Annotated in this window: 20 protein-coding genes; 11 read left to right on the forward strand and 9 right to left on the reverse strand. The window is 72.3% G+C overall.

Annotated features, from left to right (window positions below; genetic code table 11):
- Positions 1-154: 154 nt before the first annotated feature.
- The gene (locus B086_RS41530; RefSeq protein WP_018571033.1) at positions 155-775 is read right to left on the reverse strand and encodes a hypothetical protein; all 621 of its coding nucleotides are present in this window, start codon (positions 773-775) and stop codon (positions 155-157) included.
- A 205-nt stretch (positions 776-980) separates the two neighbouring features.
- Complete coding sequence (locus B086_RS0134665) at positions 981-1,517, reverse strand: RNA polymerase sigma factor (RefSeq protein WP_078510117.1); 537 nt, start codon at positions 1,515-1,517, stop codon at positions 981-983.
- Between the two features lie 431 nt (positions 1,518-1,948).
- Between B086_RS0134665 and B086_RS0134675 the strand changes: the two genes are divergently transcribed.
- The gene (locus B086_RS0134675; protein WP_037874376.1) at positions 1,949-2,401 is read left to right on the forward strand and encodes a universal stress protein; all 453 of its coding nucleotides are present in this window, start codon (positions 1,949-1,951) and stop codon (positions 2,399-2,401) included.
- Positions 2,402-2,461: 60 nt separating this feature from the next.
- Here B086_RS0134675 and B086_RS0134680 read toward each other — a convergent pair whose 3' ends face one another.
- The gene (locus tag B086_RS0134680) at positions 2,462-2,884 is read right to left on the reverse strand and encodes a secondary thiamine-phosphate synthase enzyme YjbQ (protein WP_026253084.1); all 423 of its coding nucleotides are present in this window, start codon (positions 2,882-2,884) and stop codon (positions 2,462-2,464) included.
- 58 nt (positions 2,885-2,942) lie between these two features.
- On the opposite strand from B086_RS0134680, the gene B086_RS0134685 reads away from it, so the two are divergent.
- Positions 2,943-4,022 carry an NAD(P)-binding domain-containing protein gene (locus tag B086_RS0134685; protein ID WP_018571038.1) on the forward strand — a complete coding sequence of 360 codons (1,080 nt, stop codon included), beginning with the start codon at positions 2,943-2,945 and terminating at the stop codon, positions 4,020-4,022.
- Between the two features lie 22 nt (positions 4,023-4,044).
- On the opposite strand, the gene mltG is transcribed toward B086_RS0134685, so the two are convergent.
- Both mltG and B086_RS0134695 read right to left on the reverse strand, forming a co-directional pair.
- Positions 4,045-4,950: an endolytic transglycosylase MltG gene (gene mltG / locus B086_RS0134690; RefSeq protein WP_018571039.1), complete on the reverse strand. Its 906-nt coding sequence runs from the start codon at positions 4,948-4,950 to the stop codon at positions 4,045-4,047.
- Positions 4,951-5,044: 94 nt separating this feature from the next.
- Positions 5,045-6,847, reverse strand: coding sequence for an ABC transporter ATP-binding protein (locus B086_RS0134695; protein WP_018571040.1), 1,803 nt, complete (start codon positions 6,845-6,847; stop codon positions 5,045-5,047).
- 246 nt (positions 6,848-7,093) lie between these two features.
- Between B086_RS0134695 and B086_RS0134700 the strand changes: the two genes are divergently transcribed.
- Positions 7,094-7,549 carry a MarR family winged helix-turn-helix transcriptional regulator gene (locus B086_RS0134700; protein ID WP_018571041.1) on the forward strand — a complete coding sequence of 152 codons (456 nt, stop codon included), beginning with the start codon at positions 7,094-7,096 and terminating at the stop codon, positions 7,547-7,549.
- A gap of 28 nt (positions 7,550-7,577) precedes the next feature.
- Here B086_RS0134700 and B086_RS0134705 read toward each other — a convergent pair whose 3' ends face one another.
- The gene (locus B086_RS0134705) at positions 7,578-8,168 is read right to left on the reverse strand and encodes a L,D-transpeptidase family protein (protein WP_018571042.1); all 591 of its coding nucleotides are present in this window, start codon (positions 8,166-8,168) and stop codon (positions 7,578-7,580) included.
- Positions 8,169-8,674: 506 nt separating this feature from the next.
- Here B086_RS0134705 and B086_RS0134710 point away from each other — a divergent pair.
- The 4 genes from B086_RS0134710 (at position 8,675) to B086_RS0134725 (ending at position 13,443) form a co-directional block, all read left to right on the forward strand.
- Positions 8,675-10,555 carry an ABC transporter transmembrane domain-containing protein gene (locus B086_RS0134710; RefSeq protein ID WP_026253086.1) on the forward strand — a complete coding sequence of 627 codons (1,881 nt, stop codon included), beginning with the start codon at positions 8,675-8,677 and terminating at the stop codon, positions 10,553-10,555.
- Positions 10,552-12,333, forward strand: a complete 1,782-nt coding sequence (locus tag B086_RS0134715) for an ABC transporter ATP-binding protein (protein ID WP_018571044.1) — start codon at positions 10,552-10,554, stop codon at positions 12,331-12,333. The genes B086_RS0134710 and B086_RS0134715 overlap by 4 nt, the downstream gene beginning before the upstream one ends.
- Before the next feature lie 315 nt (positions 12,334-12,648).
- Positions 12,649-13,116: a DUF5709 domain-containing protein gene (locus B086_RS0134720; protein WP_018571045.1), complete on the forward strand. Its 468-nt coding sequence runs from the start codon at positions 12,649-12,651 to the stop codon at positions 13,114-13,116.
- A 69-nt stretch (positions 13,117-13,185) separates the two neighbouring features.
- Positions 13,186-13,443, forward strand: coding sequence for a type B 50S ribosomal protein L31 (locus B086_RS0134725; protein WP_018571046.1), 258 nt, complete (start codon positions 13,186-13,188; stop codon positions 13,441-13,443).
- 119 nt (positions 13,444-13,562) lie between these two features.
- Here the strand turns inward: B086_RS0134725 and B086_RS0134730 are convergent, their stop codons facing one another.
- Positions 13,563-14,357, reverse strand: coding sequence for a metal-dependent hydrolase (locus B086_RS0134730; protein ID WP_018571047.1), 795 nt, complete (start codon positions 14,355-14,357; stop codon positions 13,563-13,565).
- A gap of 145 nt (positions 14,358-14,502) precedes the next feature.
- Here B086_RS0134730 and B086_RS0134735 point away from each other — a divergent pair, with 145 nt between their 5' ends.
- Together B086_RS0134735 and B086_RS0134740 are read left to right on the forward strand one after the other, a co-directional pair.
- Positions 14,503-17,016, forward strand: coding sequence for a DEAD/DEAH box helicase (locus B086_RS0134735; protein ID WP_018571048.1), 2,514 nt, complete (start codon positions 14,503-14,505; stop codon positions 17,014-17,016).
- A 61-nt stretch (positions 17,017-17,077) separates the two neighbouring features.
- Positions 17,078-17,944 (forward strand): acyl-CoA thioesterase, encoded by an 867-nt coding sequence (locus B086_RS0134740; RefSeq protein ID WP_018571049.1) that lies wholly within the window; start codon positions 17,078-17,080, stop codon positions 17,942-17,944.
- 69 nt (positions 17,945-18,013) lie between these two features.
- Here the strand turns inward: B086_RS0134740 and B086_RS0134745 are convergent, their stop codons facing one another.
- Together B086_RS0134745 and B086_RS0134750 are read right to left on the reverse strand one after the other, a co-directional pair.
- Positions 18,014-19,072 (reverse strand): DUF6397 family protein, encoded by a 1,059-nt coding sequence (locus B086_RS0134745; RefSeq protein WP_018571050.1) that lies wholly within the window; start codon positions 19,070-19,072, stop codon positions 18,014-18,016.
- A gap of 120 nt (positions 19,073-19,192) precedes the next feature.
- Positions 19,193-19,606 (reverse strand): roadblock/LC7 domain-containing protein, encoded by a 414-nt coding sequence (locus B086_RS0134750; RefSeq protein ID WP_026253087.1) that lies wholly within the window; start codon positions 19,604-19,606, stop codon positions 19,193-19,195.
- Positions 19,607-19,700: 94 nt separating this feature from the next.
- Between B086_RS0134750 and B086_RS0134755 the strand changes: the two genes are divergently transcribed.
- On the forward strand, positions 19,701-20,129 hold the full coding sequence (locus tag B086_RS0134755; RefSeq protein ID WP_018571052.1) for a PPOX class F420-dependent oxidoreductase: 429 nt from the start codon (positions 19,701-19,703) through the stop codon (positions 20,127-20,129).
- A 206-nt stretch (positions 20,130-20,335) separates the two neighbouring features.
- Positions 20,336-20,935 (forward strand): class I SAM-dependent methyltransferase, encoded by a 600-nt coding sequence (locus B086_RS0134760; protein WP_018571053.1) that lies wholly within the window; start codon positions 20,336-20,338, stop codon positions 20,933-20,935.
- Positions 20,936-20,988: the final 53 nt, after the last annotated feature.

The raw sequence follows: 20,988 nt of genomic DNA on the forward strand, positions 1-20,988 counted from the left end.
TCCGCCCGGGGGCTCCGAGCGGACCGGCGGGCCCGGGGAACGGCCACCGGGCGGGGCCTCGCGGAGCGGCGGAAGAGCCGCCCCGCCCGGTGGTGGACGCCGTTTGGTGCCGGTGGCGCGGGTGGGCGCCGGTGGCCGCGGGTGCGGTGCGGGCTCAGGTGGCCTTGCGGGCGACGGGCGTGGTCGCTCCGGCGAGGGGGCCGGCCACCTTCTGCACACTCTCCAGGACGCTTGCCAGATTGGCGACGAGCTCGGTGAGCTGGGAGAGCTGGCCGGGCAGCGCGGCCAGCCCCTCCGCCATGCCCGCGGCACCGGACACGGCGGAGGCCGCACCGCCCGCGACCTGGCCGAGCGCGCTGAGCGGATTGCCGGCGCCGGTGAGGGCGCCGAGGGGGTTGACCGCGCCCGCCGCGCCGGTCAGGGCCGCCAGCGGGTTCGCGGCCGCCGCCGGGCCGAGCGCCGCCAGCGGGTTGCCCGCGGCGCCGGTCAGCGCGGCCAGCGGATGGGGGGTGCCGCCGGTCGCGGCGTTGGCGGCCTGGGCCAGCGCCGCGACGGGATTGGCGACACCGCCGAGCGCGGACAGCGCGCTGACCGTCCGGAGCACGTCGCCGGGCAGCCCGCTCAGCGCCTGGTACGGGTTGACCGGGCCGAACCAGTCGCGGCAGTCCCGGTCGTCGTCCTTCCGGTCGAGGATCTCGTCGAAGGCCTTCTTCGTGCTGTCGGCGATGTCGCCGATCAGATCCTTGATGGTGTCCTGCGTGTTGTTCTTCCCCACGGTCACTTCCCTTTCACTCGCCTCCCGGACCGGAAGATCTACCTCTCACGATCCGGGGGTGCTTCTTTCCGACATCCAGGATTTCTCTCCTGGAATCCGAACGGACGCTTCGCGCACATTCCGCGAATTGTTCACAAGGAATTCATGAACATGGCCGTCTCGCCTTTCATGGTCCGGTACGCCCGGCGCACGCCGATTTCCCGATTCAGGCCGCCGCACCGTCCAACGCGCGAGCGCACACCAGACGCAACCGGGCCCGCCCACGGGTGAAAGCACCCTCCGCCGCCTTGACGGAGATCTGGTGCATACGCGCGAATTCCAGCGTGGAGATGCCCTGGGCGCGGGCGAGCACCACCTGGCGCTCCCGGCCGCGCAGCAGATCCGCCTGGCGCAGGAGCCAGCGTCCGAAGTCCTGGTCGCACACGCCTTCGTCCGGCAGTTCGGGGGTGCGCGCATCGGCCGCGCGCCGCAGCAGCCGACGACGTCTTTCCTGCTCACGATAGTGATCAACACACAGACGCAGGGCGACCGAAGTCAGGAACGGCCCGATCCGCTCGCGGTCCAGGTTGCCGTGCGCGGCGGCCCGGAGCATCGCCTCCTGCACACAGTCCTCGGCGTCCTGGGCATTCGGCAGCCGACGGCGCACCAGGCGCATCAGCCGTTCGCGGTGGCCGGCGATGACATCCCAGAAGAATTCCCGCTGGAACTCTTTTGCGCGATTTAACTCTTCAGAACAGTCCACGAAATCCCTCCGCCCGTCACCCCGGAAAGTGTCCTTCCCGGAACATCAGCAAACGGGCGATCTGGACGTCCACTCATCTGCGTGAAGGTCGCAAGACGCGCGGTACCCCGGGTTCCGCTTCGTGCTAGCCTGCGGCGGGGAAAGAAGACGGGGGGCCGTTTTCCAAAAAGTTAATCAAACGGTGAATCAACTCAGAAAAAACGTATCGCTGGGCGCGGAAACGTATCAGCGCTGGGGAAAGCCTGACGGAATCCCGGGGCGGCTTTGCGGCGGCCCGCGCCCCCTGTGTCCCGCGCCCGCCCCGGCCCCGCGCCCGCGCCGCCCGCGCGCGCTCGGCTGGCGCGCTCGCGCCGCGCCGGGCAGCGTTGAGGTGAGGCCCGCGGACTCCGGGGCCGCCCGCAGCAGGACAGCGACGTTCGAGTGAGGTGGCCATGCAGCCCTCTGGACCGCGACCTCGGGTGGTCGTCGGTGTCGACGGTTCGCCGTCGTCCTACGCGGCGCTGTGCTGGGCCGTGCGGTACGCGGAACTGGTGGACGGCGTCGTGGAGGCCATCCACGCCTGGGACACCCCGTCGGACGCGGGCTGGACCGGACCCGCGATCGACCCGACGTTCGACCTGGAGCAGGCCAAGGACCGCTTCGCCGAGGCGCTCCGCGCCGTCTTCGCCGACGGACGGCCGGACGGGATGCGCGAGTACCTCGTCGAGGGCAACCCGTCGGAGGTCCTCGTCCGCGCCTCGCAGGGCGCGGAGATCCTGGTCGTGGGCAGCCGCGGCCGCGGCGGCTTCGCGCGCGCGATGCTGGGCTCGGTCAGCCAGCGCTGCGCCCAGCACGCGGCCTGCCCGGTGGTGACCGTACGGCAGGAGAAGGACCCGGCACACTGAGAGCGCGCCAGGCAGCCCCGGGCCAGGACGTCTCAGGCCGGACGTCTCTGGCCGGAGGTCTCAGGCCAGGAAGCTCAACCGGACCTGGCGGTTCGGGTTGTCGACGTTGGTGTCGACCAGGCAGACCGACTGCCAGGTGCCCAGTTCCAGGCGGCCGCCGACGACCGGCAGGGTGGCGTGCGGCGGGACGAGGGCGGGCAGGACGTGGTCGCGGCCGTGGCCGGGGCTGCCGTGGCGGTGCTGCCAGCGGTTGTCGGCGGGCAGCAGGGTGTGCAGGGCCGCCAGCAGGTCGTCGTCGCTGCCCGCGCCGGTCTCGATGACGGCGATACCGGCGGTGGCGTGCGGCACGAACAGGTTGAGCAGACCGTCACGGCCGTCGGAGGTCTCCCGCAGGAACTCCTCGCAGTCACGGGTGAGGTCCACGACCCGCTCCCGCGAGCCGGAGGCGACGTTCAGCACTCGGGTGGTGAAGGCATGTGACATGCGCCCATCCTCCTCGATCCCGGGGAAGATCCGTGCCCGCGGCGCGGTTGCTCCTGGCGTGGACAGCACTCGTGAGGCCGACGTGGTCGTCGTCGGGGCCGGTCAGGCGGGCCTGGCCGCCGCCCATCATCTGCGGCGCGGCGGCTTCGCGCCGGACAGCGGATTCGTGGTGCTCGACCACTCCCCCGGCCCCGGCGGCGCCTGGCAGTTCCGCTGGCCGTCGCTGACGTACGGCAAGGTGCACGGCATGCACGCGCTGCCGGGCATGGAACTGACCGGCGCCGACCCCGCCCGCCCCTCCTCGGAGGTCATCGGCGCGTACTTCGCCGAGTACGAGCACGTGTTCGACCTGCGGGTACGGCGACCGGTGGACGTCCGCGCCGTGCGCGAGGGCGAGGGCGGGCGGCTGCTGGTGGAGACCTCGCGGGGCGACTGGTCGGCACGGGCGCTGATCAACGCGACCGGCACCTGGGACCGGCCCTTCTGGCCGCGCTACCCGGGGCAGGAGACCTTCCGCGGACGGCAGTTGCACACCGCGCAGTACGCCGGGCCCGAGGAGTTCGCCGGACAGCGGGTGATCGTGGTCGGCGGCGGCGCGTCCGGGACCCAGCACCTGCTGGAACTGGCGCCGTACGCGGCAGCCACCACCTGGGTGACACGCCGTCCGCCGGTCTTCCGCGAGGGGCCCTTCGACGAGGACGCGGGCCGCGCCGCGGTCGCGCTCGTCGAGGAACGGGTCCGGCAGGGCCTGCCGCCCAGGAGCGTCGTCTCGGTGACGGGTCTCCCGCTGAACGACGCCGTACGGCAGGGACTGCGCGACGGCGTCCTGGACCGCCGGCCCATGTTCGCCCGGATCACCCCCGAGGGAGTGGAGTGGCCGGACGGGCAGCGGCTGGCGGCGGACGTCATCCTGTGGGCGACGGGCTTCCGGGCCGCGCTCGACCATCTGGCGCCGCTGCGGCTGCGCGGGGCGGGCGGCGGCATCCGCCTCGACGGGACGCGGGTCGCCGCCGATCCCCGCGTCCATCTCGTCGGCTACGGTCCCTCGGCGAGCACCGTGGGCGCCAACCGGGCCGGACGCGCCGCCGTCCGCGACATCCGGCGACTGCTGGCCGGGGATCCGGCCGTCGCCGCCTGAGGTCTCCGGACGCCGTCCCCGGTCACTTCGGCGCCGGCTGCGGGCTGTGGGTGCCCTGCTCCGGCTGCCCCTGCTGCTGCCGCTGCCCGGTGCGCTGCCGCGCGAGGCTCTGTCGACGGGCGTTGAACTCGTCCACGTTGCGCTGGTGCTGGGTGTAGTCCGCGGTGAAACGGGTGTCGCCCGGCTTGACGGTGACGAAGTACAGCCAGTCGCCCGGTGTCGGGTTGTACACCGCGCGCAGCGCGTCCTCGCCCGGGCTGTCGATGGGGGTCGGCGGCAGCCCCATCCGCTGGTAGGAGTTGTACGGGCTGTCGATCCGCGTGTCCTCGGCGGTGGTGCGCACGGTGGTGCGGCCCAGGCCGTAGGTGAGGGTGGAGTCCATCTGGAGGGGCATGCCCTGTTCCAGCCGGTTGAAGATCACCCGGGCCACCTTGCCCATGTCGGCCTTGGTGGCGGACTCCGCCTGGACGATGCTCGCGATGGTGACCGCCTGGTGGAGGTTCATCGTGGTGCGCTGCGGGCCCGCGCCCGGCGGCGCCGCGGTGAACTTCTTGGCCGCGGCGCCGATCATCGCGGAGAGCAGCGACCGCGGGGTCGAGCGGTCGTCGATCCGGTAGGTCGCCGGGAACAGATAGCCCTCGGGGTTGCCCTCGGCCACCTCCGGAAGCGCGAGGCCGCCCTGGGCGGCCGTCTGCCGGGTGCTGCCGGACGGCAGGGCGAGCGCCCGGTCGACGGCGGCGTACACCTGGGCGGCCCGCCAGCCCTCCGGGATCACCAGCGCGTGCGGGCGCACCGGTCCGTCCTCGCGCAGGGTCAGCAGCGGCACCGCCACGGCGGTGCCCGCCAGGACGGCCCCGGACACGACGAGGGCCAGCCGTCCCCGGCGCGTCAGCGTGACGGTCTTCCGTGACGGAGTGTTCGTCTGCATGCGGGAACGGTAACGCTCCGGAGTTCACAAACCCGGCATATCTTCAGTTTGTCGGCTCAGGTCGGGGTGTCACAGCGTCGACTCAGGTCGGGTGTCACGTCGTGGGTTGCAGGCGGGCGTCACGGCGGACCAGTGCCGCATAACGCCCGTCCTGTTCCAGCAGTTCCTCGTGCGTACCGCGTTCGGCCACGCGGCCGGAGTCGAGGACGAGGATCTGGTCCGCGTCACGGACGGTGGAGAGGCGGTGGGCGATGGTGAGCGTGGTCCGGTCGGCCGACAGCGCGTCGATGGCTTCCTGGACGGCCGCCTCGGTACGGGTGTCCAGCGCGCTGGTGGCCTCGTCGAGGATGAGCACCGGAGGGTCGCGCAGGATGGTCCGGGCGATGGCCAGGCGCTGTTTCTCGCCGCCGGAGAAGCGGTGGCCGCGCTCGCCGACGACGGTGTCGTAGCCGTCGGGCAGGGCCGCGATGTGGTCGTGGATCTGGGCCGCCTCCGCCGCCGCGCGCAGCTCCTCGTCGGTGGCGTCGGGTTTGGCGAAGCGCAGGTTGTCCGCGACGGAGGCGTGGAAGAGGTACGTCTCCTGGGAGACCACGCCCACCGCGCGGGCGAGCGTGTCGAAGTCCAGGTCGCGTACGTCGACGCCGTCCAGGGTGACGCGCCCCGCGCTCACGTCGTACAGCCGGGGAACCAGGTAGCCCAGCGTGGACTTGCCCGCGCCCGTGGGGCCGACGACCGCGAGGCTGCTGCCCGCCGGGACCGTGACGTCGATGCCGTCGAGGATCGGGGTGCCCTGGCCGTCGTAGCGGAAGGTCACGTCCTCGAAACGGACCTCGCCCTTGACCTGGCCGAGGCGGACCGGGCGCTCGCGCTCGGTGATGTCGATCGGCAGGTCGAGATACTCGAAGATGCGCTGGAACAGGGCGAGCGAGGTCTGTATCTGCACTCCGGTCGACAGCAGACTCACGGTCGGCCGGAACAGGCCCTGTTGCAGCGAGACGAAGGCGACGATCGTGCCGATGGAGACCTCGGGGCCGTCGAACCTGAGGGCCATGCCCGCGGTCCAGTAGATGATGGCCGGCATGGCGGCCATGACGATGGTGATGACGGCCATGCGCCACCGTCCGGCCATGTTGGACCTGACCTCAAGGTCGACCAGGCCCTCGGACTCCTCGGCGAAGGACCTGGTCAGCGAGTCGGAACGGCCCATGGTGCGGCCGAGCAGGATCCCGCTGACGGACAGCGACTCGGTGACGGTGGCGGCCATCGCGGCCATCTGCTTCTGCCGCTTGGTGGTGATCTTCTTGCGCTCGTTGCCCACACGGCGGCTGATCCACACGAACACCGGGAGCAGCAGCAGCGAGACCACGGTCAGCCGCCAGTCCAGGGCGGCCATCGCGACGATCGTGGCGACCACGCTGGTGAGGTTGGAGACCAGCGAGGTGGCGGTGGAGGTGACGGTGGCCTGCATGCCGCCGATGTCGTTGGCGATGCGCGACTGCACCTCGCCGGTGCGGGTGCGGGTGAAGAAGGCCAGGGACATGCGCTGGAGACGTCCGTAGACGGCGGTGCGCAGATCATGCATCACCCGCTGGCCGACGGTCGTGGAGATCAGGGTCTGCAACACGCCGAAGACGCTGGTGAGCACGGCGCTGACGATCATGCCCGCGGCGAGCAGGCTGAGCAGACCGGTGCGGCCCTGCGGGATCGCGACGTCCAGGATCTCCTTCAGCAGGAAGGGCGTGGCGACGGAGACCAGGGACGCGGCGCCGACCAGCAGGCCGACGACCGCGAGGCGGCCGCGATAGGGGCGGAACAGTCCGAGGATGCGGCGGACCTGCCGGGGCTGTTCCTGCGCGTCGGTGGACGGGGTCCAGGAGGGATGACGGTCGGGGTGCATGGGCTCCTACGGGATGGGTGCGACGTACGGCTCGGCCGGACCCGCGGTCTGCGGTCCGCGCGGTTTGCGGTCCGCGCGGTTTGCGGTCCGCGCGGTCGGCTGGCTGCGCGGTCTGCGGTCACGACGGTCGGCAGTTCGCGCGGACTGCGGTCATGGATGGCGGTCCACGGCCGGCTGCGGGCCTTTCGGATGCTAGCTCATTGTTACCTATGCTCATAATGAGCGGCATCCTGATATTGTTCCCGCATGACCATGCCCGACCCCGACGGCCTCCTCGCCGAGCAGTTGCTCCGGCTCACCCGCCGGGTGCACCGCATCCAGAAACGCCACCTGGAGGACCACGCCCTCGGCATCACACCGGCGCAGTCCCGGCTGCTGCGCACGCTGGCGCACTTCGGCGAGCCGCCCCGGATGGCGGATCTCGCCCAGTCCCTGGAGGTCGTGCCGCGCGCGGTGACCACCCTGGTGGACGGGCTGGAGGCGAACGGGAAGGTGCGCCGGGTCCCCGACCCGGCCAACCGCAGGGTGACCCGTATCGAGCTGACCGACGACGGGCGCACCGCCCTGCGCGAGCTGCGCGGTGCGCGCCGGTCCGCCGCCGAGGAGATCCTGGCCCCCCTCACCGCGGAGCAGCGCGCGGTCCTCGGCGACCTGCTGGACACCCTCGTGGGCCCGGTGCCCGCACGCGGGCACCGCTGCTGAGTCCGCCGGCCGCCCCCGCCGCGGGCGGCTACGCCTTCAGGTCGTCCTTGTCCCCCATCACCACGACGGGCCTGTCCTTCGGGTCCAGCGTGCGCAGCAGGTACTCCATGGCGGACTCCGGGAGGCTGACGCATCCCAGCGTGCCGTCGCCGTGGTCCAGGTGCAGCCAGATGCCGCCGCCCTTGCGCTGGCCGAGCGGACGGGTCGGGTCGTCGGGCCGGGTGCCCGTCCGGCGGTTGTAGTCGATGGCGATCACGTAGTCGAAGTCGTGCCAGTGGGCCTCGTCCCAGTAGTAGGGGGACGCGAACGCGTCCTCGTCCTGGGTGTACGGGAACCTGGTGCCCGGGTCGTCGAGGAGGCCACCGGCGTCGGAGAGCGTGAACACGCCCACCGGGCTGCGCTCGTCGCCCTCGCGGTGGTCCGTGCTCCACCCCTGCTTGCCGTTGTGCGTCGGCCAGCTGTCGACCCGTCGCCACGCGTTCCCGTGCTTCTCGTACAGCACGGCGGTGCCGTCCGGGGAGTTCTTGCCGTCCCCGTACACCGTCAGGATCTGGCGGGTGCCTGCCGGGACCCGCTGCCACATCCGCTCACCGACGCCGGGGACCCGGGCCGGTTTCACGGTCGGAGTGGGCCGGGCGGACCCCGAAGGGCCACCCGGCCTCGGGACGTCTCCGTGGCGGACCTCGGTCCGCTCGCCGCCGCACGCGGCCAGAGTCGTCAGAAAGAATCCACAGGCCGTCATAGCGACCATCGCACGTCTTACACCGCCTCTTCGCATGAACCCATGCTGGACACGCCGGACCTGACGATCCACTCGACATTGGTCCAAATAGCCTTATTCGCTTCTCTTTGGAGCGTGTCGGGCGCGTGGGACGGGCCCGGAGAGGGGGTCGAGAAGGTACTGGATGCGGCCCCGCGCGAGACCCGGACGCCGAGACCGCGCGCGAGCGGGCCGCCCCGTCGTCCCACTGGCTTCCCGTCACCTCTCACGTCGTCAATCCCGTTGCCCGGCCGGTACGGCGGCGGAAAACCGGTTGCCGTCGGCTGCTCCGCGCGGCGAACCTGTCACGACTCCCGCCGCCGCCACCGCGGCGCTGTGCCCTTGACCCGAACCACTGGGACATCATGCAGATTCAAGACCTTCCGTATCCCGACCCGGGTGTGCCGGACGCACGCTCGGGTCCTCGATTCCTGTGGTGGCTGGGACGCAACCAGCTCGGCGGGCAGCTGAGGGCACTCGCCTGGGGACTGCTGCACTTCTGCTCCGTCTCCGCGCTGCCGTTCTGCGTCGGTGTCGCCGTGCAGGCCGTCGTCGACCGCTCCGGCACCCGGCTGGCCCTCAGCGGCGGCCTCCTGGTCCTGGTCTGCGCGGGCAACGCGCTCGGCGACACCTTCCTGCACCGCGCCGCGGTGACCAACTGGATCACCGCCGCGGCCCGGGTCCAGCAGCTCCTGGCACGCAAGACCGCCCAGTTGGGCTCGGCGCTGACCCGGCGCGTCGCCGCCGGAGAGGTGGTGGCCGTCTCCACCGGCGACGTCGAGAAGATCGGCTGGTTCGTGGAGGCCGTCTCCCGGTTCACCGCGGCGGCGGTCACCGTCGTGCTGGTCTGCGTCGCCCTTCTGGTCTACCAACCGGCGCTCGGCGTGGTGGTCGCGGTGGGCCTGCCCGCGCTGGCACTCGCGGTGCTGCCGCTGCTGCCGCGCGCGACCCGGCGGGCCGACGTGCAGCGCGAGAAGGCGGGCCGCGCCACCGAGCTGGCCTCCGACACCGTGGCCGGTCTGCGGGTGCTGCGCGGCATCGGCGGCGAGGAACTGTTCCTCGACCGCTACCGCCGCGCCTCCCAGGAGGTCCGGCAGGCGGCCGTGCACAGTGCCCGCATGTGGTCGCTGATCTCGGCCGTCCAGGTCCTGCTGCCGGGTCTGCTGCTGATCGCCGTCGTCTGGTACGGGGTCCACCTGGCCCGCGAGGGCCGCATCACCGTGGGCGAACTCGTCACCGTCTACAGCTCCGTCATGGTCCTCACCTACCCCCTGCGCCACTTCGAGGAGATCGCCATGGCGTACTCCTTCTCCCGCCCGTCCGCCAAACGCGCGGCACGGGTGCTCTCACTGGAGCGGACCGCGCCCCGGGGCGAGCCGCGGCGGGCGGAGGACGACGCTCCGGCGCCGGACCTCCCCGGTCCCGTGGACCGGCGGGCCGCCGCGTCCCTTCCCTCCGGGGACCTGTACGACCCGGCCACCGGGCTCCTGGTGCCCGCCGGGGTCCTGACCGCCGTGGTGTGCGGGGACCCCGACGCGGCGGGCCGCCTCGCGGAGCGCCTGGGCGGCCACCCCGAAGAGCCCGGCCCCTCGGTGCTCCTGGGCGGCGCGCCGCTGGACGAGCTGCCGCTCGGCCGGGCCCGCACGGTCGTCCTGGTGCAGGACAAGGACCCGGTGCTGCTCTCCGGTTCGCTGCGCGAACTGCTCGACGTGCCCGCCTCGGGCGACGTCACCGCCGACGCGGCGCTCGCGGCGGCCCGGTGCGGTGACGTCCTGACGGCTCTGGCCCAGGCGTCGTCGGCCGCCGAGGACCCGATGGACGTCCGCATCACGGAACGCGGCCGGTCCCTCTCCGGCGGCCAGCGCCAGCGCCTGGCCCTGGCCCGCTCCCTCGTCACCGACCCGGAGGTGCTGGTCCTGGACGAGCCGACCTCCGCCGTCGACTCCCACACGGAGGCCCGGATCGCGGAGGGGCTCAAGGGCCTGCGGTCCGGGCGCACCACCGTGGTCCTCACCTCCTCACCGCTGCTCCTGGACCGCGCCGACCGCGTGGTCCTCGTCCACGAGGGCGCGGTCGCCGCCGTCGGCACCCACCGCGAGCTGGTGCGCGCCGAGCCCCGGTACCGGTCGGTGGTGACCCGCGAGACGGACCAGGAGCGGGCCACGGCGGCCGGGACGCCCGTGGAGAACGGCGAGGGCTCTCTGCGGGACGCGCTCGGACAACTAGAGATCGAGGAGACCGCATGATCGGCCTGGCCCCTCCGGCGTACGACCCGGCGGCCCCGACGACGGCCGACACCCTGCCCGTCGGCGCCCCGTCGACCGTCCGCGCCTACGTGAGCGAGCTGCTGCGCCGTCACCGGCGGGCCTTCGTGCTGCTCGTCACCGTCAACACCGTCTCGGTCCTCGCCTCCATGGCGGGCCCGTGGCTGCTGGGCGATCTGGTCGAACGGGTCTCGGACGAAACGCGGGAACTGCGTCTCGGGACGACCGTCACCCTGTTCGTGCTCGCGCTGGCCGTCCAGGCGGTGTTCGTGCGCGAGGTGCGGCTGCGCGGCGCGATGCTCGGCGAACGGATGCTGGCCGACCTGCGCGAGGACTTCCTCGTCCGGTCGGTGGGCCTGCCGCCCGGCGTGCTGGAACGGGCGGGCACCGGCGACCTGCTGTCCCGGATCACCACGGACATCGACCGCCTCGCCAACGCGATGCGCGAGGCGGTGCCCCAGCTCGCCATCGGTGTGGTGTGGGTGGTGCTGCTGCTGGGCGGACTGGTCGTCACCGCTCCGCCGCTGGGGGCGGCCGTGCTGCTGGCCCTGCCGCTGCTGGTGGTCGGCTGCCGCTGGTACTTCCGGCGGGCGCCGTCCGCCTACCGCTCGGAGGCCGCGGGATACGCCGCGGTGGCCGCCGCGCTCGCCGAGACGGTCGACGCCGGCCGCACCGTGGAGGCGCACCGGCTGGGCGAACGCCGCATCGCCCTGTCGGAGCGGCGCATCAAGGAGTGGACGGCCTGGGAGCGCTACACGCTCTGGCTCCGGTCGGTGCTGTTCCCGGTCGTCAACATCACCCATGTGACGGTGCTCGCCTCCGTACTGATGGTCGGCGGCGTCTTCGTGCTCCAGGGCTGGATGGGGGTCGGACAGCTCACGACGGGCGCCCTCATCGCGCAGATGCTCGTCGATCCGGTGGGGCTGATCCTGCGCTGGTACGACGAGTTGCAGGTGGCCCAGGTGTCGATCGCCCGGCTGGTCGGCGTCCGCGACATCGAGCCGGACGCCGGGGACGCCTCGCTGGCTCCCGACGGACGGAGGGTGCACGCGGACCGGGTGCACTTCGGCTACCGCGAGGGCGTCGACGTGCTGCGCAAGGTCTCCCTGGAGGTCGAACCGGGCACCCGGCTGGCCCTGGTCGGGCCCTCGGGCGCCGGCAAGTCCACGCTGGGCAGGCTCCTCGCCGGTATCTACGCCCCCCGGGACGGCCGGATCACCCTCGGTGGCGCCGAACTGTCCCGGATGCCCGCCGAGGACGTCCGCTCCCACGTCGCCCTGGTCAACCAGGAGCACCACGTCTTCGTGGGCTCGCTGCGCGACAACCTGCTGCTGGCGCGCACCGACGCCGCGGACGCCGAGCTGTGGGCGGCGCTGGGCGCCGTCGACGCGGACGGCTGGGCCCGCGCGCTCGGCGACGGCCTGGACACCGAGGTCGGCTCCGGCGGATTCGCGCTGACACCGGCCCAGGCTCAGCAGGTCGCGCTGGCCCGCCTGGTCCTGGCCGATCCGCACACCCTGGTCCTGGACGAGGCGACCTCGCTCCTCGACCCGCGCGCGGCCCGGCATCTGGAACGGTCCCTGGCCCGTGTCCTGGACGGGCGCACCGTCGTGGCCATCGCCCACCGGCTCCACACCGCCCATGATGCGGACGTGATCGCCGTGGTCGAGGACGGCCGGGTCAGTGAGCTGGGAAGTCACGACGAGCTGGTCGCGGCGGACGGCGCCTACGCGGCGCTGTGGCGCTCCTGGCACGGCTGAGGCCTCCGGGGTGCCGCGCGCGGTCCCGCCGTCGTGACGGCGGCCACCGCGTGCGGCATGTGCGGCGCGGGGCGCGGTGTCGGCGGTGTGCGCGTCGGCATCGGCGGTGGCGACGGGCGCGTGGTCCGGGAGCGCCGGGGAGACCTGGACGGTCCCGGCGGGCGCACGGCCGGGGCGGGGCGGCCGTGCCGTTGCGCGGTGCCGAACAGGGGTGGAAGTCTGGGAGGTGGAAGCGGCTCGGGGAGCGCCCGGGGACCGTCCGGTTCGAGCCGGGCGGAGCGAGAACGGGCCCGTCCCCAGCACCTGGAGGTACCCGTGGACAGCGCCGACGGATGGGGAGACGACGTCTACCAGCCCGATGACAGCTCCGAGGTCCGGGAGGACACGGGAGTCCTCGACTCGGAGGACACGCTGGTGAACGACGGTGTCGAGGACCCCCTGGACCGCGGTTGGTCCCCTCCCGAGCGGCCGTGGGCCGTGGAGCACACCGGTGTGACCGCGGCCGAGCGCGTCCAGGGCGAGACCCTGGACCAGCGGCTCTCGGAGGAGCTGCCCGATCTCGCCGCGCCGGACGGCGACGGCATCGGTGACTGCGACGGCTCCGACGGGGAACTCCTGGACAACGAGGTCGGTGCCGGCCGCTCCGGCCGGCTCGTCGCGCCCGACGAGGGTGTGCACGAGGACGAGGAGAGCGCGCTGGTCGCCACGGACGTGGGTATCGACGGGGCGGCCGCCTCCGCCGAGGAGGCCGCGATGCACGTCGTCGACGAGGACTCCCTGTAGGACAGGACCCGCCGCTCGCACCCCGTCGCCGCCGCTCTCCGGGCCACCGCCGCACGACGAGGAGCATCCATGCAGCAGGACAAGCACCCCGACTACCACTCCGTGGTCTTCCGCGACCGGGCCGCCGGCTACGCCTTCCTCACCCGGTCGACCGCGTCCAGTGACGAGACCATCGACTGGGACGACGGGGAGACGTACCCGGTGGTGGACGTGGAGATCTCCTCGGAGAGCCACCCCTTCTACACCGGCAAGGCCCGCACGGTCGACTCCGAGGGCCGGGTCGCCCGGTTCGAACGCCGCTACGGCGGCGGTTCCGGCCAGGGCTGAGGCCCCGGAGGAGAGCGGAGCCGGGGACTGGGCGGAGAACGCGGCCGACAGGACTCGTGACGGGCCGACCCGCCGTCCGCGCGGGGGCCGGGCACGGGAGGCCGGGCCCGGCAAACAGCTCAGATGACGTTCAGCGCCGCCGCGCAGCCCACTCCGCCGAGCACCATGAACACCGGCATCAGCACCTTGAGCTCGACCCAGCTGCCCGCCCGGAACCGCATCGCCTTGGGCGGCCCGATCGGGTACCAGCGCCTGCGGCCCACCGGTATCGGCCACAGGATCGGGCATCCGGAGACGGTCAGCGCGTCCCCGATGTCGTGCACCAGCGCGCCCAGCACGATCGGCAGCCCCAGCCACAGGTACTCCTGGCCCGGCGCCGTGAACAGCCAGTCGGAGCCGTTGCCCGGCTTGTCCAGGATCCCGGCGAGGATCCAGGCGCTCGTCCCGGCCAGCAGCCACACCAGGACGTCGCTGCTGGAGCCGCGGGCCGCCCGCCACAGCAGCCCCTCGATGGCCAGGACCATGTGGGCGAAGAGGATCGCGAGGACCGCCCAGCGCCCGCCGGTGATCGCCGCGACGGAGGCACCGCCACCGATCAGCACCGCCCAGAGCCAGGTGTGCGTGAGCGTGCGGTGACCGCCGGAACGGCGCGGGTCGCCCTTCTTGCGCGTCGCCTTGTAGGCGGCGTAGGAGAGCTTGTCCACGATCTCGCAGAGCCAGCGCGACAGCGGACCGAAGGCGTGCGAGATGGTGGCGGCCTTGTGGTCCAGGTCGGGGGCGAGAGCCGCCCCGGCACAGATCAGCGCGCCGACCAGCACGACCGGCCAGGGCATCGGGTGGTCCATCGCCGCGGCCGCCGCCCCGACGCCCAGCCAGGCTGCGGCGCCCGACAGTGAGTGTGCTGGTCCCATCATGGCCGTTCCCCGCCCCGTTCGTCGTGTGCCGTCGTCCAGTCGGACCGGTGTGCTGACACCGCGTCGGCGACACAGCGTAGCGGTCGTGATCTTCGCTCGGGCAGCCGATTCCCGTTGGGGCCGGGCGGCCAGGCAAGATGGGTGCGTGACCCTCATCGATCAGCTGCCGCCGACCGCCGACCCCGACGCCCTCTACGAAGCCTTCGAGTCGTGGGCCCAGGAGCGGGGTCTCACGCTCTACCCGCACCAGGAGGAGGCGCTGATCGAGGCGGTCTCCGGGGCGAACGTGATCGTTTCCACGCCCACCGGGTCCGGCAAGAGCATGATCGCCGCCGGTGCACACTTCGCCGCCCTGGCCCGGGACGAGGTCACCTTCTACACCGCTCCGATCAAGGCGCTGGTGTCGGAGAAGTTCTTCGAGCTGTGCAAGCTGTTCGGCACCGAGAACGTCGGCATGCTCACCGGCGACGCCTCCGTGAACGCGGACGCGCCCGTCATCTGCTGCACCGCCGAGGTGCTGGCGTCCATCGCGCTGCGCGACGGCAAGGACGCCGACGTCGGCCAGGTCGTCATGGACGAGTTCCACTTCTACGCGGAACCGGACCGCGGCTGGGCCTGGCAGATCCCGCTGCTGGAACTGCCGCAGGCCCAGTTCGTCCTGATGTCGGCGACACTCGGCGACGTCTCCTTCTTCGAGAAGGACCTCGCCCGCCGCACCGGCCGCCCCACGGCCGTGGTCCGCTCGGCGACCCGCCCGGTGCCCCTGTCGTACGAGTACCGGCGCACTCCGCTCACCGAGACACTCACGGAGCTGTTGCAGGCGCGGCAGGCGCCCGTGTACATCGTGCATTTCACCCAGGCCCAGGCGGTGGAGCGGGCCCAGGCGCTGATGAGCATCAACATGTGCTCGCGCGAGGAGAAGGAGCAGATCGCCGAGCTGATCGGCAACTTCCGTTTCACCACCAAGTTCGGCCGCAACCTCTCCCGGTACGTCCGGCACGGCATCGGGGTCCACCACGCCGGCATGCTGCCCAAGTACCGGCGGCTGGTGGAGAAGCTGGCCCAGGCCGGTCTGCTGAAGGTGATCTGCGGTACGGACACCCTCGGTGTGGGGGTCAACGTCCCGATCCGCACCGTGCTGTTCACGGCGCTCACCAAGTACGACGGCAGCCGGGTGCGGACCCTGCGGGCCCGTGAGTTCCACCAGATCGCGGGCCGTGCCGGACGCGCGGGCTTCGACACGGAGGGCTTCGTCGTCGCACAGGCCCCCGAGCACGTCATCGAGAACGAGAAGGCCCTCTCCAAGGCGGGCGACGACCCGAAGAAGCGCCGCAAGGTCGTCCGCAAGAAGGCCCCGGAGGGGTTCGTCGCCTGGTCGGACACCACCTTCGACAAGCTCATCGCCTCCGAGCCGGAGCCCCTGACGTCCCGTTTCCGGGTGACGCACACCATGCTGCTGTCGGTGATCGCGCGGCCCGGCAACGCCTTCGAGGCGATGCGGCATCTGCTGGAGGACAACCACGAGCCGCGCAAGCAGCAGTTGCGGCACATCCGGCGGGCCATCGCCATCTACCGCTCGCTGCTGGACGGCGGCATCGTCGAGAAGCTCGACCGGCCGGACGCCGAGGGCCGGATCGTCCGCCTCACGGTCGACCTCCAGCAGGACTTCGCGCTGAACCAGCCGCTGTCCACCTTCGCCCTGGCCGCCTTCGAACTGCTGGACCCCGAGTCGCCGTCCTACGCGCTGGACATGGTGTCCGTCGTGGAGTCCACGCTGGACGACCCGCGGCAGATCCTGGCCGCCCAGCAGAACAAGGCGCGCGGCGAGGCCGTGGCCGCGATGAAGGCGGACGGCGTCGAGTACGAGGAGCGGATGGAGCGCCTCCAGGACGTCAGCTACCCCAAGCCGCTGGAGGAACTGCTCTTCCACGCCTACGACACCTACCGCAAGAGCCACCCGTGGGTCGGTGACCATCCGCTGTCGCCCAAGTCCGTGGTCCGGGACATGTACGAGCGGGCACTGTCCTTCACCGAGCTGGTCTCCCTCTACGAGCTGGCGCGGACCGAGGGCATCGTGCTCCGCTACCTGGCCAGCGCCTACAAGGCCCTGGAGCACACCGTCCCGGACGACCTGAAGTCCGAGGACCTCCAGGACCTGATCGCCTGGCTGGGCGAGATGGTGCGCCAGGTCGACTCCAGCCTGCTGGACGAGTGGGAGCAGCTGGCCAACCCGGCGGAGATGACCGCGGAGGAGGCGCAGGAGAAGGCCGACCAGGTCAAGCCGGTCACCTCCAACGCGCGCGCCTTCCGCGTCCTGGTCCGCAACGCGCTGTTCCGCCGGGTGGAACTCGCCGCCCTCGACCAGGTCGCGGAACTGGGCGAGATGGACGCCGAGTCCGGGTGGGACGAGGAGGCGTGGGGCGAGGCCATGGACCGCTACTGGGACGAGTACGAGGACCTGGGTACCGGTCCGGACGCCCGCGGCCCGAAGCTGCTGGTGATCAAGGAGGAGCCGGAGCACGGGCTGTGGCGGGTGCGGCAGATCTTCGACGACCCGAACGGCGATCACGACTGGGGCATCAGCGCGGAGATCGACCTGGCCGCTTCGGACGCCGAGGGCCGTGCGATCGTGCGGGTGACCGCCGTCGGACAGCTGTGAACCGGCTCCGGTCCCCGGGAAGCACCCGCCCCGCAGCCGTGAACACAGGAGAATCGAGCCCATGACGAACCCGGCCGAGAGGCTTGTCGATCTGCTCGACCTGGAGCAGATCGAGGTCAACATCTTCCGCGGCCGCAGCCCGCAGGAGTCCCTGCAACGGGTCTTCGGCGGGCAGGTGGCCGGGCAGGCTCTGGTGGCCGCCGGGCGCACCACGGACAGCGACCGCCCGGTGCACTCCCTGCACGCGTACTTCCTGCGGCCCGGCCGCCCGGGGGTGCCGATCGTGTACCAGGTGGAGCGGGTGCGGGACGGGCGGTCCTTCACGACGCGCCGGGTCACCGCGGTGCAGCAGGGCCGCACGATCTTCAATCTGACCGCCTCCTTCCACCAGCCCGAACAGGGCAGTTTCGATCATCAGTTGCCGCCGGCCCGCAAGGTGCCGTCGCCGGAGTCCCTGCCGACGGTCGCCGACGAGGTCCGCGAGCACCTGGGCGCGCTGCCGGAGCAGTTCGAGCGCATGGCACGCCGCCAGCCCTTCGACATCCGGTATGTGGACCGGTTGCGCTGGACCGCCGAGGAGGTCGAGGACGCCGAACCGCGGAGCGCGGTGTGGATGCGCGCGGTCGGTCCGCTCGGCGACGATCCGCTCGTGCACACCTGTGCGCTGACGTACGCCAGTGACATGACGCTGCTGGACGCCGTGCGCCTGCCGATCGAGCCGCTCTGGGGTCCGCGCGGTTTCGACATGGCGTCGCTGGACCACGCCATGTGGTTCCACCGGCCATTCCGGGCGGACGAGTGGTTCCTGTACGACCAGGAGTCACCGATCGCGACGGGCGGGCGGGGGCTGGCCCGCGGGCGCATCTACGACACCGAGGGGCGTCTGCTGGTGTCCGTCGTCCAGGAGGGTCTGTTCCGCCCGGTGTGACCCTCGCGCGCCGACGGGCCGCCGGGCCTCCGGTGTGGCGCGGGCCGCGGACGCGTCACGGCTCGCGGGTCAGGCCCCTCTGCGGAACAGCCGTCCGAGCAGTCCGGGCGAGCGTCGTGCGGGCCGCTGCCCAGGGTGGTGTCCGGACCGCTTCCCGGCGGGCTCGGGCGGACGGCGTCGCTCCGGAGCGTGCCGTCGGCTGTCGAGGGCGGGACGCCGGTCGGCGGCTCGCCGCCGGTCTCCGAGCGGACGTCGCCCGGAGCCCGGCCCCGGGACAAGGTGACGGGATGCCGGATCGGCGTGGTGCGGCGCCGGGCGCGGTGCGGGCCGCTGGGCGCGGGCTTCCCGCATCGATTGCGCCAAATCGGCCCGGAGCCACGCGATCTCGTCGGCGTCCTGCGCCGTGGAGAGGTGCTCGACCAGGTCGGCGGCGGGCGAACCAGGCGCGCCGTGCGGCTGCGGCCTGGTCCGGTGGCGGTTCAGATGGGCGCGTTCATAGGGATCGGGGACGATCTCCGAGATCTGGAGCGGGTCGAGCAGTGACGCCGGGGCCGCCGCCTGCGCCCAGGGGTCGTCGGCGGCCTGCCGGAGCAGGAAGCCCAGATGCCGTCCGCGCCAGTTGCGCGGGCGCAGGTCCACGCCCGCGTCCAACTGGTCCCGCAGCGTCTCGGCCAGCGGCCGGGTCAGCAGCGAGGTGTTCTTCTCGTCGGCCGCGAACTGCCGCAGTTCGTCGGCAAGATACAGCCAGACGACGGCCCGGTACCGATTGAGGTAGAAAGCGACGGGCACGAGCAGGCCCAGCCGGGCCAGGCGGGTGAACCGGACCGTGGTCATCCGCATGATCTCCGCGGCCTGCCTGGTGCCCACCGCCTCCACCCGATCGCGCAGCGCCTGCGGAAAGCCCTCCCGTGCCCGGAGCCGCTCGATCTCGGCTCGCTCCACGCGGCAGCCGCCTCCGCCGTCGTCGGCGAGCGTCCGGATGTGGCCGAGGCCCACGGCGAGTTCGAACTCGCGGCGCTTCAGTCCCAGTTCACTGGCGGCTCGGCTCCGGCCGACGGACGCGCCGGGATTCCCGGAGGCCGGCTGGAGGGCGGATGCGGACTCGTGCGTGATGGTGGTGCCGGACATGTGTCCCCCGTGAGTGAGTTGCTCGCGCCTGCCGCGCTCGCACACCAAAAACCGTAGCCGGAACCGCGCATTTCGGCGCAAGCCTGTGGATAACTCACGGGTGACCTGCGGACACGCTGGTCAGAGGTCGGTGGTGGGGGGACGCTCGGGTTGGCGAGTGGCGACGTCGAGATGCTCGCCGACCCTGTTCACCAGCCGGGTCATCTCGTAGGCGATCAGGCCGATGTCGGCCTCGGCGCTGCTGAGGACGCACAGGCAGCTGCCCGCGCCGGCGGCGGTCACGAACAGCACCGCGTCGTCGAACTCGACCATCGTCTGCCGTACCGTCCCCGCGCCGAAATGGCGTCCGGACCCTTTGGCGAGGCTGTGCAGGCCGGACGCGACGGCGGCCAGGTGCTCCGCGTCCTCGCGGCGCAGGCCCGTGCTGGCTCCGGTGACCAGTCCGTCGGTGGACAGGACCAGGGCATGCCGGACGTCCCCCACCCGCTCGGTCAGGTCGTCCAGCAGCCAACCGAGTGTGCGGTTGTGCTCCATGATCTGTTCGCCCCCCACGCATCGTCTCCTCCAGATCGGAGGATCTCCCGCCAGCCTTCCCCACTGTTCCTGCCCCGGCAAGCAGGATGGGGGCATGGCACAGAAGATGACCGACGAGGAATGGCGGGCGTTCGTCTCGCACGGCACCCGCACCGGCAAGCTGTCGACCGTCCGGGCCGACGGAAGCCCGCATGTTGCGCCGATCTGGTTCCTGCTCGACGGGGACGACGTGGTCTTCAACACCGGGAAGGAGACGGTGAAGGGGCGCAATCTGGTGCGGGACGGCCGGTTCGCGCTCTGTGTGGACGACGACCGGCCGCCGTTCACCTTCGTGGTGGTGCAGGGCCGGGCCCGGCTGTCCGAGGACCTGGACGAGGTCCGGCACTGGGCGGCCCGGATCGGCGCCCGCTACATGGGCGAGGAGCGCGCCGAGGAGTTCGGGGAACGCAACGGCGTACCAGGAGAGCTTCTGGTCCGGGCCGCGATCGACAAGGTCGTGGCGGTGCGGGACCTCGCCGACTGATTCCGGCCGGTGCCGGGCGATCCCCGATACCGGCCGGTGCCCGGTGATCCCCCGATTCCGGCCGATACCAGGTGGTCCTGATTCCGGCTGAGGCCGTGATTCCGGCTGATCCGCGCGGACCCCGGCTCGGACCGGGGCACCTCCGCCCGTCGGCCGCGTCGGCCGTTCCCGGCACGCCTGCGGGGTGGTGCGGGATCATGCCGTGCATGAGTGACGACATCACGCACGTCCAGGAGTTCTTCACCGCCCGCGCCGCGGACTGGGACAGCAGGTTTCCCGACGACGGCCCCGCCTATGCCGCCGCCGTCGCCGAGCTGGGACTCGGCGACGGCGACCGCGTGCTCGACGCGGGGTGCGGGACCGGGCGCGCGCTGCCGCCGCTGCGCGCCGCCGTGGGAGTGTCGGGTGTGGTCGTGGGCGCCGATGTCACACCGGCGATGCTGGAGGCCGCGGTACGGGCCGACCGTGACCGTGAGGGGCGGCTGCTGCTGGCCGATGTCGGCGCGCTGCCGTTCAGGACGGAGTCGTTCGACGCCGTCTTCGCGGCCGGTCTCGTCGCGCATCTGCCGCGTCCCGCCGAGAACCTGCGGGAGTTGCGGCGCGTGGTGCGGCCCGGTGGCACGCTGGCGTTGTTCCATCCGATCGGCCGGGCGGCGCTCGCGGCGCGTCAGGGGCGCCGGATCACACCGGACGACCTGCGCGCGGAAGACCGTCTCCGCCCGCTGCTGGCCGGATCGGGGTGGCGCATGACGTCGTACGTCGACGAGGACGCCCGCTTCCTGGCGCTGGCCGTCCGGGAGGGCTGACCCGCCGTCCTGCGCCCCGGGCGGTGTGCGCCGTACCGGCCACCGGCCGGGCC

The sequence above is a fragment of the Streptomyces sp. PsTaAH-124 genome (genome assembly GCF_000373685.1).
Lineage (GTDB): Bacteria > Actinomycetota > Actinomycetes > Streptomycetales > Streptomycetaceae > Streptomyces > Streptomyces andamanensis.

Bases quoted from the DNA above. Each gene is read 5' to 3' on its own strand.
- B086_RS0134675 (WP_037874376.1), top strand. From the start codon at position 1,949: ATGCAGCCCTCTGGACCGCGACCTCGGGTGGTCGTCGGTGTCGACGGT.
- B086_RS0134680 (WP_026253084.1), bottom strand. From the start codon at position 2,884: ATGTCACATGCCTTCACCACCCGAGTGCTGAACGTCGCCTCCGGCTCG.
- mltG (WP_018571039.1), bottom strand. From the start codon at position 4,950: ATGCAGACGAACACTCCGTCACGGAAGACCGTCACGCTGACGCGCCGG.
- B086_RS0134695 (WP_018571040.1), bottom strand. From the start codon at position 6,847: ATGCACCCCGACCGTCATCCCTCCTGGACCCCGTCCACCGACGCGCAG.
- B086_RS0134700 (WP_018571041.1), top strand. From the start codon at position 7,094: ATGACCATGCCCGACCCCGACGGCCTCCTCGCCGAGCAGTTGCTCCGG.
- B086_RS0134710 (WP_026253086.1), top strand. From the start codon at position 8,675: ATGCAGATTCAAGACCTTCCGTATCCCGACCCGGGTGTGCCGGACGCA.
- B086_RS0134715 (WP_018571044.1), top strand. From the start codon at position 10,552: ATGATCGGCCTGGCCCCTCCGGCGTACGACCCGGCGGCCCCGACGACG.
- B086_RS0134725 (WP_018571046.1), top strand. From the start codon at position 13,186: ATGCAGCAGGACAAGCACCCCGACTACCACTCCGTGGTCTTCCGCGAC.
- B086_RS0134730 (WP_018571047.1), bottom strand. From the start codon at position 14,357: ATGATGGGACCAGCACACTCACTGTCGGGCGCCGCAGCCTGGCTGGGC.
- B086_RS0134740 (WP_018571049.1), top strand. From the start codon at position 17,078: ATGACGAACCCGGCCGAGAGGCTTGTCGATCTGCTCGACCTGGAGCAG.
- B086_RS0134745 (WP_018571050.1), bottom strand. From the start codon at position 19,072: ATGTCCGGCACCACCATCACGCACGAGTCCGCATCCGCCCTCCAGCCG.
- B086_RS0134750 (WP_026253087.1), bottom strand. From the start codon at position 19,606: ATGGAGCACAACCGCACACTCGGTTGGCTGCTGGACGACCTGACCGAG.
- B086_RS0134755 (WP_018571052.1), top strand. From the start codon at position 19,701: ATGGCACAGAAGATGACCGACGAGGAATGGCGGGCGTTCGTCTCGCAC.
- B086_RS0134760 (WP_018571053.1), top strand. From the start codon at position 20,336: ATGAGTGACGACATCACGCACGTCCAGGAGTTCTTCACCGCCCGCGCC.